Here is a 15,330-nt window from a genome sequence, read left to right as displayed (position 1 = left end):
GAAATCAAAAGGAGAGACAAAACTCATGCCATACATTGTTGATGTTTATGCACGCGAAGTATTAGACTCCCGCGGCAACCCAACAGTTGAAGTTGAAGTATATACAGAAACAGGAGCTTTCGGCCGCGCATTAGTGCCAAGCGGAGCTTCTACAGGTGAATACGAAGCAGTTGAGCTTCGTGACGGCGACAAAGACCGTTACCTTGGAAAAGGCGTGTTAACAGCTGTTAACAACGTAAACGAAATCATTTCTCCAGAGCTTCTTGGCTTTGATGTAACTGAACAAAACGCAATCGATCAGCTTTTAATTGAGCTTGACGGTACTGAAAACAAAGGCAAACTTGGTGCGAACGCAATCCTTGGCGTATCTATGGCTTGTGCACGCGCAGCTGCTGATTTCTTACAGATTCCTCTTTACCAATACCTTGGAGGATTCAACTCAAAAACTCTTCCTGTACCGATGATGAACATCGTAAACGGCGGAGAGCATGCTGATAACAACGTGGATATTCAAGAATTCATGATCATGCCTGTAGGTGCTCCTAACTTCCGTGAAGCACTTCGCATGGGCGCTCAAATCTTCCACAGCTTGAAATCAGTTCTTTCTGCTAAAGGAATGAACACAGCTGTAGGTGATGAAGGCGGATTCGCTCCAAACCTTGGTTCTAACGAAGAAGCGCTTCAAACAATTGTTGAAGCAATCGAAAAAGCCGGCTTCAAACCTGGCGAAGAAGTGAAACTTGCTATGGATGCTGCATCTTCTGAGTTCTACAACAAAGAAGACGGCAAATACCATCTGTCTGGCGAAGGCGTTGTGAAAACATCTGCTGAAATGGTTGACTGGTACGAAGAAATGGTTTCTAAATACCCAATCATCTCTATCGAAGACGGACTTGACGAAAACGACTGGGAAGGCCACAAGCTTCTTACTGAGCGTCTTGGCAAAAAAGTTCAGCTTGTCGGTGACGACCTCTTCGTTACAAACACGAAAAAACTTGCTGAAGGTATTAAAAACGGCGTAGGCAACTCTATCCTGATCAAAGTAAACCAAATCGGTACATTGACTGAAACATTCGATGCGATCGAAATGGCGAAACGCGCGGGCTACACTGCCGTTATCTCTCACCGTTCAGGTGAAACTGAAGACAGCACAATCGCTGACATCGCTGTGGCAACTAATGCAGGACAAATCAAAACAGGTGCTCCGTCCCGTACGGACCGTGTTGCGAAATACAACCAGCTTCTTCGCATCGAAGATCAGTTGGCCGAAACTGCTCAATACCACGGTATCAACTCTTTCTATAACTTGAATAAGTAATGGAATGGACGCCGGGAGATATTCTCCCGGCGTTTTTTTATGCTCCCGGGCTTTTCCCTCCTTTTTCATCATCTTCATTTGGTCAATAATATTCATTTTTCCCCTTTTTAAAGGAATCAGTGTTCTTCAATCGAAAGGGAAGAGGTGTTAATAAGAGGAGGGATTATGATGAAATTTTCATTTATGTCAGCCGCGGTGGCAGCAAGCGTCATATGGGGCGCGTCTGCCGGGCCGCTGTCCGAAACTCATGCTTATTCAGCCGTGACCGCGCCGGTTTTTGATGCTGATGAGGCATTGGACACTATGCATGATCTGAGTGAAACCATCGGACCGCGGGAAACCGGAACTGCGAAAGAAAAGGAAGCGGCTGAATACATATCGAATCGCCTGCGGGCTCAGGGCGCCAGTGTCAAAGTACAGTCATTTCCATTGAAAAAGTACTTTTCAGGTTCAGTCACAGCGGGAGATCATGAATTCCCGCTCCGCTCCGCTGATCAATCCGCTGTTGAAAAAGAGCTGAGAATTGAGGGAGGGATTTTTGACGGCGGCTGCGGATCACGCGATGACGTAACAGGAGCCAAAGGAAAGATTGCAGTGATACGCGAAGGAAAGATCCCCGTTTCTCAAAAGATCAAACATGCCGAACAAGCGGGAGCCAAAGCAGTCATTATTTATAATCAGACAACAAAACCGCTCGCCGTCCGTCCGCATACCGATAAAGGAATCACGATACCGGCGGCGGGTATGAAAAAAGAAGACGGTGAAGCACTGCTGCAGGAAAAGCAGGCAGTCATTCAATTTAAAAACTATAAAAACCGCACCTCACAAAATATTATAGGAACGCGCAAAGCGGCACAGGCCAACTCTTCTGATGCTGATATTATTTATGTCACAGCGCATTATGACAGCGTAAAAGGCGCGCCCGGAGCGGATGATAACGCCTCAGGCACATCTGCCGTTCTGGAAATCAGCAAGCAATTCACACACATACCGAAAGACAAAGAAATCCGCTTTATCCTGTTCGGTGCAGAAGAATTATGGTCTGCGGGTTCATCTTATTACGTCAGTACACTCACGAACAATGAAAGAAAGCACAGCCAGGCCAATTTTAATGCCGATATGATTGCGACTGACTGGGAAGAAGCGAGTCAAATGTGTGTCACGACTCCTGACGGCAAGGAAAACCCGAGCGTCCGGTATGCTGAAAAAGCCGCTGAAAAATCCCGCTTGGTCAAGCCAAACCTGATTCAGCTCGGTTACTCAGACCATGTCTCTTTTTATGAAGCAGGGATTCCGTCGGCTAACTGGATTTGGCTCAGCCCCGATACACAGGAGCCGGGGCCTTGGTATCACACCGAGAATGATAATATGAAACACATCAGCAAAGAAAGATTAGAGAAAGCGGGATCACTCGTTTCCGCGGCTGTAACTGAGGCAGTGAAAGAATAAAAAACAGGCTTCGGCCTGTTTTTTTATATTGTTTTCTGTATATTCCCTCAATTAAGGGAGATTTTCTCACTTGTTACCAGATATATACCATTTGACAGGATTTTATTTTACAAATAAAAGAAAAATAAATAGATAATACCTAATTTATAAAAGGATGTAAAACTCATTTATCAAATTTTAACTTTTGTTATAATTGCGATATCGATCGATATTTGTTTTAAATTGTAAAAAACAATACTCTTTTCTATCTATTAGGGGGCGAAAAATGAATACTGTCACAAAAGAAGCCAGCAACCTTGGTCAAAAACGGCTGTTACATCTGATTGAAACGAAGCAGGCGATTGTAGGCGTGTTAGGCATGGGATATGTGGGATTTCCTCTTGCGCTGGAATGTGTCGATAAAGGATACAATGTTATCGGATTCGACAAAAACAGTGAAAAGGTTTCCTTGTTAGCCGCCGGAAGCAGCCATATTCAAGATATAGAGGACGACAGACTGAACTCGGCTTTACAAACAAAACGCTTTCAAATCAGCGCCGACATGTCGCTCATCCAAAAATGCGACATCATTGTGATATGTGTGCCGACACCCCTGAACAAAAAAGACAAGATCCCCGATTTAACCTACATCGACAGTGCAGTTGACAGCATGATCGCTTATGGAAGGCAGCATCAGCTTTTAATTTTAGAAAGCACCACCTATCCCGGAACAACGAAAAAAAAGATTGCCGACAGAATGGCATCAAGCCGCGGCATGAAAATAGGAACAGACTTTTTTACGGCTTATTCTCCGGAAAGAATCGATCCGGGCAACAGGCAATATGAAGTTTCAGATATTCCTAAAGTAGTCGGCGGAACCACACAGACTTGCACAGAACTTGCCTCAGCGTTTTACAGCACCATTGTTACAAGCATTCACCCGGTGACCTCACCCGAAGTAGCTGAAACAGCTAAACTCCTAGAGAATACTTATCGTTATGTCAATATAGCTCTTATCAATGAAATGGCGCTTAATTGCCGTGAACTTGATATTGATATATGGGAAGTCATCTGCGCGGCGGACACGAAGCCGTTCGGCTTTCAAAAATTTATCCCGGGCCCCGGAGTCGGAGGCCATTGTATCCCGATTGATCCTTTTTACTTCAAATGGATCGCGAATGAAAAAGGGCTGCAGACAAAATTAATTGATCTCGCGGACGAAATCAATTCCAACATGCCGATTTCTGTCTCTGAGTATGCTTTGAAACTGGCGGGCAAAGACAAATGCAGCATCTTAATAATAGGGGCAGCTTATAAAAAAAATACAAATGACCCGCGTGAATCCTCAGTGTTTACGATAATGGAAGAATTGATGGACAAGGGATGCGCGATTGATTATCATGATCCGTTTATCAGCGAGATCCGCTTGAATGACGGAAGCCGCAAACAATCTGTCCCTTTCACAAAAGAACAAATCAATCAGTACGACGTCATCATCATTCATACAGATCACGATGTAATCGACTACAGTATTTTGAAGGATGCCTCACCGATTATCTTTGACACAAGAAATGTATGCAAGGAAAAATCAGCCGACAATTGCAGAGTTGTCACTTTATAGGAGGGAACGGTCATTAGTAATCGATTTATCTCTTTTCACAGACCTGATATGACAAACGAAGAAATCGCAAGCGTAACCGAAACGATTCAATCGGGCTGGATTTCGAAAGGCCCGAAGGTAATCGATTTTGAAAAAAAGCTGGGAGAATGTATAGGAGCCGAACACGTCATCAGCTGTAATTCAGGCACCGCTGCATTACATATGGCTTTATTGGCGCTCGGTGTGGGAGAAGGCGATGAAGTCATCGTGCCGAGCTTCACGTTCTGTTCCAGTGTCAATGTCATCCTGCACGCCGGAGCCGTTCCGGTGTTTGCGGATATATGCGAGAAAAGTCTATGTGCCGATCCTGAAGATGTCAGGAAGAAAATAACGCCGCGCACAAAAGCGGTAATTGCGGTTCATTTTGCCGGCTATCCGGCTGATCTGGAAAACTTGCAATCCATTTGTAAAGAAAACGGATTGTATCTGATTGAAGACGCCGCTCATGCGCTCGGTACAAAATATAACGGAAGCATGATCGGCACTCACGGCGATGCCGTGTGCTTCAGCTTTTATGCCACCAAAAATATTACAACGGGGGAAGGCGGAGCCCTCGTCATGAAAGACGAACAGGCCGCAGAAAGAGCGAGGCTGTACGGATGGCACGGCATCACAAAAAATGCCTGGAACCGGTACGGTGAAAAAGGCAGCTGGAGATACGACGTTTTACTGCCGGGCTTTAAATATAATATGACGGATATTCAGGCCGCGCTCGGTCTGGTTCAATTGAAGCGCGCAAACGACATTCAAGAAAAACGGGAACAGATTGCTCAATTTTATGTACGTGAACTGTCAGGCCAATCTGCCAAAGCGGCGCTTCCGCTTTCTGACATTCCAAGCGGCATAACGCACTCATGGCATTTATTTATTTTGCGGATTCGAGAAAACGGCGGTATGGACAGAGATCTGTTTATTGAGAAAATGAAAGAAAAACAAATCGGGCTGAGCGTGCACTTTATTCCCGTGCATTTGCATCCTTACTATAAAAAACATTTTCCTGCCGAGCTTCCGGTAACTGAACGTGTTTTCCGGGAGATCGTATCACTGCCTCTTTACAGCCAGTTATCAGATGAGGATTGCAGCTATATTGTCAAGTCTATAAAAGAAGTGTTGACTATCAGCCAGGAGGTTGGATCATGAAACATATTGCGATTATCGGAGGAGCCGGTTTTATCGGAAGCGAACTGGCGGCATTATTACAGGCTAAAGGTTATCACACCATCATTGCAGACCAAAAGGAGCCGGCTTTTGACACTGAATACCGCCAAACGGATATTCTTGACCGGACGTCCCTCCGCGAATCATTGCGGGGAGCGGATGCGGTTGTCCATTTGGCGGCAATGGTCGGAGTGGACAGCTGCCGAAGCAATGAAGAAGACGTCATACGGGTCAATTTTGAAGGAACGAAAAACGTAACTGAGGTATGCGGTGAATTGGGAATCAGCACACTTCTTTTCTCATCGAGTTCAGAAGTGTTCGGAGATTCACCGGATTTTCCTTATACCGAGACAAGCAGAAAGCTTCCGAAATCGGCTTACGGAAAAGCCAAACTGCAATCAGAGGAATATTTGAGAGAACAGGCTTCCGACGAACTTCATATTCGGGTCGTCCGGTACTTTAATGTATACGGGCCGAAACAGCGCGAGGATTTTGTCATCAACAAGTTTTTCAGCCTGGCCGAGAATGGCTCTGAGCTGCCTCTTTACGGGGACGGCGGACAAATACGCTGCTTCAGCTACATCAGTGATATCGTCACCGGAACTTATCTCGCTCTCACTCATGAAGGAGCCGTCTTTGAAGACTTCAATATCGGGAACGACCAGCCGATCACGATAAAAGAACTGGCTGAAAAAGTCAATGTGCTCTCAGGCAGAGAGAAGGATAACTATCTGTTTAAAAAGCTGGGCGAAGACGGCGTGAGGGGAAAAGACATCGAGATTTTTAAACGGGCGCCGTCAATCGAGAAGGCGAAACGTTTGCTCGGTTACGCTCCGAAAGTAAGTCTGAATGAAGGCCTGGAGATCATAAAAGATGAAAGACAAAAGCACAAACTTTCACTTTCCTAAAAACCCGGAAGAGATCAAGTATCCCATTTATCCGGGTCAGTTTTCAGTCAGCGGCCGTCTGCGCGCAGTGAAACACTTGCTTACTGCCGGACAAAGCGGACTGACTGAAAAACTGGAAAAACGTTACGGAAAAGGGGTTGTGCTGACCTCCAGCGGCAGTGCGGCACTGGTGCTCGCATTAACTTATTCGGGGGCCGGGCCGGGGAAAGAAGTGATTTTCTCATCCTTCAGCTGCCCGAATGTCATTGATGCCGTGCTGCAATCCGGTGCGACGCCTGTGTTTGCGCAGCTGGATGAGCATCTATCCTTATCTTTTGAGGATGTCAAAAAAAAAGCGACGAGGCGTACGTGTGCGGTTATCCTCACACATGTATACGGCCGGAGAGAAAATATCGCTATCATTAACTGGGCGAAGGAAAACGGAATTGCTGTCATTGATGATGCCGCTCAAGCCATGTTTACAAAACAAGCGGATACATTTGCCGGCGGTTTGGGCGATTTCGGCATTTTAAGCTTCGGCCCCTCAAAGCCGCTTGCGAGTATCGGAGGCGGCGCGTTAATCGCGCCGAAAGAATGGCTTCGGCAAAAAACAAATCTCCCGATGGAACAGCGCAGCCAAGTGGCAGCTGACTATCGAATCTATATCAGAAATCAAAGAATCCAAGCTGTAATGAAACGGAAACGGCATCATCCTATTTCATATATGTTTAGAAAAGCGGGCGCCATGCCTTCCATGAAAGCCACAAAGCTCGAAGCTCTGCCGGATAAACCGGCTGTTGTACCCGTGCTTCGCATGCATCCGGCAAGGGAAGCCATTATTGATGATCAGCTTTCACGTATGGATCAGCTTGTAACAGCTTCGCTCCGAAACATAGAGACGGCGGGAGAAATCTTTGCAAAGGCGGGAGAAACAAACGGCATAAGAATGATCCAGCCCCAAGAAGGAGAACATCTGAATTATTTAACAATTGTATTTCCCCGGGATGAAGAGCGGTACGGGTGTTCCGTTTATTTAGCTGAAAGAGGCATCCAAACATGCTGGAACTACCTTCCCCTCGGACGTATTCCGATTTATGAAACATACGCGGGGGAAGGCGGGGAAGACCCGCTTTGGAAGAGAGTTCTTTCCCTGCCGTTTAAACCTCCTCTTCAAAAGGAGCAAGTCAGATATATAGCCGAATCCGTTTTATCATATTGTGAGCAACAGAATAAGACTGAATAGTGGTGATAAATATGCAAAAAACAGCAGTATGCACGACCCGCCAGGCATGGGATCGGGCCGCTGACATGTATCAGGCGGGATTGTTTCAAAGCTATGATTGGGGAATCCTCATGGAAGAGCTTCCCGGCACGTCATTTCACCCTGTCAGACTGACAACGGACGGAGGACAGGTCATCTATCTTCCGCTTTTTGAACAGAAGGGCGTATTATCCGGCAATATGATCGGATACGGCGGCGTTATTTCAGATCGCCCCATCTCATTTGAATGGCTTCAAAGTGAAATCCAGGCCATATTCGGCCGGAACATATCCCGGATGCTGCTGCCGTACGGTCAGACTTCTTTTACAGAAGAAATCGGGGAAGGGTGGACGGAAAAGGTGACACGGATCCTTACGCTTCCGGACACGTTTGACGAACTTTGGACGGGCATTTCCGGAAAAGCCCGGACGGCAGTCAGATACGCTGAAAAAGAGAATATTGTCACCCGGCTGATCGGGCGAAAAGAACTTGGCGCGTTTTATGACCTCTACAAAGAGCATACGGCGGCAATCGGCGCGGCTTATGTGCTGAGCCAGGGCTTTTTCCAAAAGCTGCTTGACACGTTTGCGGACCGGATGTTTTGGATCGGAGCATATCAGGATGAGACGCTGATCAGCAGCAGTATTTTTCTCTATGACCGCTCTCATTTCTATTATTGGCAGAATGTAAACAGTCTGGCGGGAAAAAAAGCGCAGGCCTCTTACTTATTGATGCGTGACGCCCTGCAATTCGCCATTTGCCGCAAGCTTCAATGGGCTGATTTTGGCTATTCACACAGTAAAGAAATCGCGAGACCGAAACGATATTGGGGAGCTGAAGAAAAACAATGCCGACTTTTTACGAAACCGGAATGAAAACAATAAGCGGCCATCAATCCAGTTATCTGCCGTGGTACGGTTTTTTTGAAAAAATGTATAAGTCGGATCTGTTTGCCATTCATGACACAGCCCAATTTGAGAAAAAAGGATTTCTCAACCGCAACAGAATCAAAACGCCGCAAGGCCCCAGATGGCTGACAGTGCCTTTGCAGATGAAACAATATAAAGACATAGAGCTTCGGCATATGAAAATCGACCAGACACAGGATTGGCGGAAAAAACATTGGATGGCGATTAAGATGAACTATGCGAAAGCTCCCTATTTTGAGCGATACCAGCATTTTTTTCAAGATGTCTATCAGCGGGAGTGGGGATATCTCCATGATTTGAATATGCACATCATTGAATTTTTCCGAAAAGAGCTCCGAATTGAAACGCCGCTCTGTTATGTCTCTGAGCTTGAATGCCGGAAGGAGAAAAAAAGCGATTTTGTTTTAGCGCTTTGTCAGGAGCTGGGGGCGGACCGTTATTATTCAGGCAGTCAGGGTTCCGACTATTTAATAGAAAGCGATTTTGAAAGAAACGGAATTGTCATTGAGTATCAGCAGATCCGACATTTTGGCTATCCTCAATTATTCGGGGAGCATATCCCTCACCTCTCCATGCTCGATATGCTGATGAACTGCGGAGCGGATACAGCTGAAATGTTAGTTAAAGGAGGGCAATATGATGAAAGTAATGGTATTTGCAGCGCATCCCGACGATGAAATTATCGGCGTCGGCGGCACGCTCGCCAAACATGTCCGCCAAGGTGACAGCGTGTCGGCAGTCATTATGGCGGAAGGCAAATCATCAAGAAAAACGGATTACAAAAAGCCTGAAGATTCCGTTATGGAGCATTCTAATCAAGAAACGGAGCAGGCGCTCAGCACTTTGGGCATCCATGATTTTGTCAGGCTGAACCTTCCTGATAACAGAATGGATTCAATGGATTTGCTGGATGTCGTGAAGGAAGCGGAGAAACAAATCAATCGTTTTCAGCCTGACATTGTGTATACCCAGTACGGCGGTGACATTAATATTGACCACTCCGTCGTATTCAGAGCGGTCATGACGGCAACCCGTCCGCTTCCCGGTCATACGGTAAAACGGGTTTTTGCCTATGAAACATTGTCTTCGACGGAATGGAATTACTGTCAGAAGGATCAGTTTCATGCCAATTTCTTCGTTAATATTGAAGACGAGCTTGAAACGAAATTGAAATCGATGGCGTGTTACGGCTCCGAGCTCAGAGACTTCCCTCATCCCCGCTCTTTGCAGGCGATCGAACATAATGCCCGTGTGTGGGGAGCAAAAGCGGGTTTTTCGGCTGCGGAAGCGTTTATGCTGGTGAGAGGAACATGGTGACTGTCCTATGATTGCTCAAATTCCGTTTTTCGGACTTGATCCGAAGCAAATCGATGAGAAATGGGTGGAAGCGGGATACGGTCTGGAAGCGAATATTTTTGACGGCCATTCCTTTGGGGAAGCGGATTATCTCAAAACATTCAATCAGACGCTGGAATATGCGAAACAGCTTGATCCTTCATTATTAACGCTGCATTTTCCGACAGATCATGCCGATTATGTGAATGAAGATCACATCAAAAAACAGCTTTATCACTTTGCGGAGCTCGCTGTGAAATACGGCGCCAAAGGCATAACCGTTCATGCCAATCAATTTATGACGGTTGAGGAATTTCAAGTCTATGACCTGGAAGGAAACCGTAAAAAAATCGTTGAGTTTTTCGCGGAGTTTGATGAGCGGCTGAAAGGGACGGACATTTGGATCGGTGTGGAAAACCTTCCGATCATCGGGAATCTGGGAGAGGATTTTGATCCGATTTTCATTTATCCTGAGGATTTTACAGAGCTGGTGCAGCTGGATCTGAAGCATGTCGGTATTACGTGGGATCTGTGCCATTGGGCGATTACCTATCAGACTCACTTATCTTCCGCGCTTATGTTCAGAAATGATCAGCTGAAATATCCCGATTTCTTTCAGTTTCTGTCGATAAAAGAGAGCATTAAGCATTATCACTTCAGCTCATTTCGCCAGCTTGCGTTCCCGCATGGGGGCGTCCGCTGTTTTGAGGGCCGCCATCCGAGTGAAGGGACAATCGCTGAGGAGCTGCTGAGACGGGCTGCCGATACTTTGCAGGAGCTTTATCGGAATCAAGATACCGGCATTGTATTTGAGGTGATGGAAGAGGATTATACGGAAAGACGGGAATCATGGAGAACGCTGGAATGGTTCGGCGGTGTATCTGATGACGAGGATCAAAAAAGGGCCTGATATGACATATCGAACACCGAACTATGCAAAGCTTTGGTGTGCACAGGTGTTTTCTTCAGCAGCGGACGGGGTCTGGCTCATTGCTCTGCCGCTGTTAGTGCTGGAATTGACCGGCAGCAAAATTCTAGTCGGCGTTATTTCTTTTATCGAACTCGTGCCCTTGACATTTGGCGTGCTGGCGGGGCCGCTGATTGATTTATTCCGAAAAAAGTCGATCTTGTATTTGTGCAATACGGGCCGGGCCGCCATTATGATCCTCTTGGCGGTGCTCAGCGCGAACGATTTATTAACCGTGTGGATAGCCGGGGTGTGCGCCTTTTGTCTATCTCTGCAATCGATGCTGTTTGCGCCGGCGAAAGTCGCGATCATTCCGCTGCTCGTCCGCAAACAGCATCTTGATCAGGCGACATCTCTGATCAATACGAGTGACTTGATCGGACTCATCGTCGGAAAATTGATCAGCGGGATCATGATTGCGGCTATTCCGTTCGGGATGCTGTTTGCCCTAAACGGCACTGCTTTTTTGATCTCTGCGGCATTTATCGCGTTCATTCGTATTTCAGAACAGCCCGATGAAAAAAGCAACGGAACTGAAGATGTAAAAGCCGGTTACAGAATGCTGAAAGGAAATGCGGCATGGCTGACATCGGTCGGATACTTTTTCGTCGTAAATCTCGTCATTGCCGGCCTTATTTCAGTAATGGGGCCGATTCTTGCTGTGGAGCGTTTTCAGCAGAACTATTCTGTATGGTTTGCCGTCATGTATTCAATGTTTCAGGCGGGGATGCTTTTGGGCAATCTGGCCGTATTTTTCAAATGGAATACAAAACGCTTGAACCGGCTGTACCCGCGGACGTTAACGGCAGCGGGACTGCTCATTATGCTCCTGTTTTTTCCCCTTCATGGGTTTGAGTGCATCATTTTCCTGGTGCTTGGCATTATCATCTCGTATATTGATGTGCAAACGGTGCTGTATTTCCAAAAGACGGTTCCGGCTGCATATTTCGGAAGGGTCTTTGCACTGATTTTTTCCATTGTCAAAATGGGTGAACCGCTGTCGGCCGCTGTCTACACAGGGCTTCTGCTGTTGATGAATGCGGATTATATTTTTGCGGCGGTCGGACTGACCCTTACGATCGTTTTTGCTATTTTTTCAGTCAGACAAGGGAGTCAAAGAAATACAGAGAAACAAGCGGATCAATCCGTCTGAATGGTAAACGAAGGGGCGCCGATGTCAGCCGGCGCCCTTTTTATCATAAATCCAAATAAAGCCTTATCATATCCCGGCATTGAATGCCGTTTTCAAAAATGTCTTCATCATAATGCCTGATAAAAAAATCATGGTCGACAGCCTGAATACGGAATCCGCATTTTTGATAGAGTGACAGCTGATGAATACTGGAATTCCCGGTGCCGATTTCAATCGTGTCAGCCCCCGATTGTCTCGCTTTTTCAATGGCATCCCGCACCAGCTGTTTCCCGAATCCCCTGTTCTGCAGCGATTCTTTTACCGCGATGTTTACGATTTCTATCGTTTTAGGCCTTGTTTGCAATAAAACGTAAACCCCTGCAAGCTCGTCTGATGTCCAAGCCGTATAGCATTCTCCTCTTACAAGATAATCATCGACAATCTCTTTCGACGGATCGGCCAGCAGTAATAGTTCATACAGCGCTTCATCCGGCTCCGCGGCTTTTCGGATGCTCAGTTTTTGCATGTCCGTTTTTCCTCCTCTGTTATGATCGACAGCTATTTTTGAAAATAACTCCAAAATCATTCTACTTTATTATAAAATATGAAACATAGGAAAAGTTATACAAGTTTTGCAGATTGAATAGGAGGAAAGTCATGTTTTTTTGTAAGCATTGCGGCCAGCAGAACAATGAAGAAGCGCATTTCTGTAAAGAATGCGGAAAACCGATCGGGAAAGGAAGCCGGCTGGAGCGGCAGGCGGCTGTAAAAGCGGCTGAACCTGCTTCACAAATGAGAAAGCCGATCCCTAAAAAAACACTCTTCATGTGGGGCGGCATTGCCGCAGCGCTGATCTTATTGATTGCCGCATATAAAACCGGAGCCTGGCTGACATCTGAAAAAAGGCTCACGGATCAATTCGAACAGGCGGTTCATGACGGGGACACGAAAAAGCTCGCAGCCCTGCTCACTCCTTCAGACAAAAAACTGAAGCTGAATGAGACCAATGTCAAACCGCTCCTTGCATACGCAAAGAAACACGATGAACTGCTGGCATCGCTTCGCGGCAATTCATCAGAAACAGATGCGGTATACGTCAAAAAAGAGGGTAAAACCCTTCTTTTGTTTGACCATTACGAACTGAAAGTCGATCCGGTTTATTTCCGGGTCACAAGCAATTATAAAGGCGCCGATCTTTATATCAACAGCGAGAAAACAGGTACGGTCAAAAAAGCCGATGAAACCCAAATCTTCGGCCCGTATGCACCCGGTGTCTACACGGCGGAAGCCAAGCTTAAAAATGAGACGGTTGACGTTGTCAAAAAACAAGAGGCAGAGGCGGCCGGCAGCCGGAATGTTGAGTTTGACCTGCCGTTAGACGCCGAGGATGTGACATTCACTCCGGCAGACAGCTTCAAAAGCGCGAAAGGCGATCTGCTGATAAACGGCAAGTCCGTCCATAAAGATCCGTTTACATCCGTTACATATGGTCCGCTCTTAACTGACGGTTCCATGACAGCCGCCGTGGAGGCTGATTTTCCTTGGGGGGAAATGAAAACTGCCGATGTCCCGATCAACAGTACTGATGTGGACTTAACGCTTATCCCGGATCAAGATACACAACAAACAATCATGGACACGATTGTCAAAACAACGAAGCAGTATACAAAAGCGATGGCAGACGGAAATACCGATCAGATGACCGAGGCTGGTTCCGCCTGGAAAGAGCAGACGAAAGAAGTGGTATCCGGCATGAAGAGTTCCGGCACCTTTTTGAAGGATCAGTATAAAGAGACAAGCTTTGATCTGGATTCATTTGCGATTTCTCAAGAGAACGGCCGCTGGCAAGTAACTGTTACGGGTAAAGAGCTTCATGAGTCTGCTTATTTCGACGGGAATACGAAGCCTGATATGGAAGAGGCTGAGCCGAGCTTTCACTATGTACTCTCATATGATACAAAACATAAAAAATGGGTTTTCGAAAAAGCTGACCCTGCCTCAGATTCTTCTGGGACAAATGTAAAAAAAATAAAAAACGACCAGCCGAAAACCTATACATCCGCATGGGCATCATCCAAAGGAAATACAGCTTCAGGCAGCCTCACGAATGAACAAGTCACATCGTTTATGACTGATTACCTGACAAATCAATCAAGCGCCGTCAGCCTTAACAATTTTGCCATCATGGCGGGTAATTTAGAAGAGGGAAGCCCTTTGTATGCTGATCAGCAGAAACTGGTCAAAAAACTGCACAGCGAGGGGACGACCGAAGTATTTAATGAAGTGAATGTCAAAAGCTTTTCACAGAAAGGCTCTCATCTGACGATTCATACGTACGAGGAGTTTTATATTACGAAAGCCGGCGGCAGTCCGAAGCTCAGAACATACAATTGGACGTATGGCGGCATTGTTAAAGACGGAAGAATTTATTTAACATCCATTCAATAAAATAAACCCCCGCGCCAATCAGGCGGCGGGGGTTTCCGTTTTTAAAAAAAGAAATAATTCATGAGTTCTTTTATATAATGCTTGATCGTGAATTGAAACGTTACGCAAATGATCAAATAGATGACGATAACAGAATAAATGATATCCGCCTTAGTAGTGAGCTGATGCTGATAGCTCGCCAGCATGAGCGGAGGCACGGCAAACGCCGCTCCTAAAAGACCGACAGCCAGAATGGTGAAGCAAACGGTTGTATGAAGCAGCATAAAAATGAGGGCAAGAAGCAAAATAGCTGTAAACGGAATCAAAAATGCCCCGAATCTGGACAGCGAATCTTTAAATGACACCTGCGCGCCGCCGGCCTTCAAAGCGATAAAAATCAAGAGATACAGGCAAAAAACGCATAATGCAAAGGTAAGCGCCGGTTTGACCACAATCGCGGTAAAACTGACGTCACGAAAGCCGTCTGATAAGAGAATATAAAACATAATCGGCGTCACCAGGCAGAAAAGCACCATGTTGATGATGCTGCTGACAAGCTGTTCGCCTCCTGTCGTTTTACATGTTTGATACGGTCGCTTTAACACATCAAGCACGAATAAGGCAAATTGCTTTGAAGCCTGCTTAGCCGCGGCGCCGGCCTGAGCGGCCTGGCCCTGCGTTTGGCCTGCGCCTCCCTGCCCGGGCTGGGGCGCCCCGCACTTTTCACAAAACTTTCCGCCATCAGTATGATGGCCGCATTGAGAACAATACATTCTAAAACTCCTTTTACAAGTAATATAGGGATTTTGTTCAATATTTACATTATAA

The 15,330-nt window shown here is 46.3% G+C and carries 14 protein-coding genes; 12 read left to right on the top strand and 2 right to left on the bottom strand.

All coding sequences use genetic code 11. The annotated features are described in order from the left end of the window. The first annotated feature begins 25 nt into the window (after positions 1 to 25). The 11 genes from eno to NYE28_RS17735 all read left to right on the top strand — a co-directional run bounded on the left by eno (position 26) and on the right by NYE28_RS17735 (position 12,096). Positions 26 to 1,318: a phosphopyruvate hydratase gene (gene eno, locus NYE28_RS17785; RefSeq protein WP_007409956.1), complete on the top strand. Its 1,293-nt coding sequence runs from the start codon at positions 26 to 28 to the stop codon at positions 1,316 to 1,318. Between the two features lie 168 nt (positions 1,319 to 1,486). Beyond that, entirely contained in the window at positions 1,487 to 2,767 is a 1,281-nt protein-coding gene (locus NYE28_RS17780; protein WP_094031298.1) for a M28 family peptidase, read from the top strand. A gap of 265 nt (positions 2,768 to 3,032) precedes the next feature. Further along, entirely contained in the window at positions 3,033 to 4,367 is a 1,335-nt protein-coding gene (locus tag NYE28_RS17775; RefSeq protein ID WP_015240615.1) for a nucleotide sugar dehydrogenase, read from the top strand. Positions 4,368 to 4,415: 48 nt separating this feature from the next. Then, on the top strand, positions 4,416 to 5,546 hold the full coding sequence (locus NYE28_RS17770; protein ID WP_099320006.1) for a DegT/DnrJ/EryC1/StrS family aminotransferase: 1,131 nt from the start codon (positions 4,416 to 4,418) through the stop codon (positions 5,544 to 5,546). After that, on the top strand, positions 5,543 to 6,472 hold the full coding sequence (locus NYE28_RS17765) for an NAD(P)-dependent oxidoreductase (protein ID WP_025285295.1): 930 nt from the start codon (positions 5,543 to 5,545) through the stop codon (positions 6,470 to 6,472). The genes NYE28_RS17770 and NYE28_RS17765 overlap by 4 nt, the downstream gene beginning before the upstream one ends. Next, the gene (locus NYE28_RS17760; protein ID WP_094031297.1) at positions 6,438 to 7,694 is read left to right on the top strand and encodes an aminotransferase class V-fold PLP-dependent enzyme; all 1,257 of its coding nucleotides are present in this window, start codon (positions 6,438 to 6,440) and stop codon (positions 7,692 to 7,694) included. The genes NYE28_RS17765 and NYE28_RS17760 overlap by 35 nt, the downstream gene beginning before the upstream one ends. An 11-nt stretch (positions 7,695 to 7,705) precedes the next feature. After that, the gene (locus NYE28_RS17755; RefSeq protein WP_094031296.1) at positions 7,706 to 8,587 is read left to right on the top strand and encodes a GNAT family N-acetyltransferase; all 882 of its coding nucleotides are present in this window, start codon (positions 7,706 to 7,708) and stop codon (positions 8,585 to 8,587) included. Next, complete coding sequence (locus tag NYE28_RS17750; protein WP_094031295.1) at positions 8,560 to 9,318, top strand: WbqC family protein; 759 nt, start codon at positions 8,560 to 8,562, stop codon at positions 9,316 to 9,318. Before NYE28_RS17755 ends, NYE28_RS17750 begins: the two co-directional genes overlap by 28 nt. Continuing rightward, entirely contained in the window at positions 9,281 to 9,958 is a 678-nt protein-coding gene (locus NYE28_RS17745) for a PIG-L family deacetylase (protein ID WP_053574060.1), read from the top strand. The genes NYE28_RS17750 and NYE28_RS17745 overlap by 38 nt, the downstream gene beginning before the upstream one ends. 7 nt (positions 9,959 to 9,965) lie before the next feature. Beyond that, positions 9,966 to 10,886, top strand: coding sequence for a TIM barrel protein (locus NYE28_RS17740; protein ID WP_025285291.1), 921 nt, complete (start codon positions 9,966 to 9,968; stop codon positions 10,884 to 10,886). Next, positions 10,861 to 12,096 carry an MFS transporter gene (locus NYE28_RS17735; protein WP_025285290.1) on the top strand — a complete coding sequence of 412 codons (1,236 nt, stop codon included), beginning with the start codon at positions 10,861 to 10,863 and terminating at the stop codon, positions 12,094 to 12,096. Before NYE28_RS17740 ends, NYE28_RS17735 begins: the two co-directional genes overlap by 26 nt. Before the next feature lie 43 nt (positions 12,097 to 12,139). Here the strand turns inward: NYE28_RS17735 and NYE28_RS17730 are convergent, their stop codons facing one another. Further along, positions 12,140 to 12,601: a GNAT family N-acetyltransferase gene (locus tag NYE28_RS17730; protein WP_007409969.1), complete on the bottom strand. Its 462-nt coding sequence runs from the start codon at positions 12,599 to 12,601 to the stop codon at positions 12,140 to 12,142. A gap of 131 nt (positions 12,602 to 12,732) precedes the next feature. On the opposite strand from NYE28_RS17730, the gene NYE28_RS17725 reads away from it, so the two are divergent. Beyond that, positions 12,733 to 14,523, top strand: coding sequence for a hypothetical protein (locus NYE28_RS17725; protein WP_326142885.1), 1,791 nt, complete (start codon positions 12,733 to 12,735; stop codon positions 14,521 to 14,523). A 41-nt stretch (positions 14,524 to 14,564) separates the two neighbouring features. Here the strand turns inward: NYE28_RS17725 and NYE28_RS17720 are convergent, their stop codons facing one another. Next, positions 14,565 to 15,275: a hypothetical protein gene (locus NYE28_RS17720; RefSeq protein ID WP_007409971.1), complete on the bottom strand. Its 711-nt coding sequence runs from the start codon at positions 15,273 to 15,275 to the stop codon at positions 14,565 to 14,567. Positions 15,276 to 15,330: the final 55 nt, after the last annotated feature.

This window comes from Bacillus sp. FSL R5-0443, assembly GCF_038608285.1.
GTDB classification, from domain to species: Bacteria; Bacillota; Bacilli; order Bacillales; family Bacillaceae; genus Bacillus; species Bacillus velezensis.
Note: the sequence above shows the minus strand (reverse complement) of the source record. Positions and strands in the feature narration are given on the sequence as shown.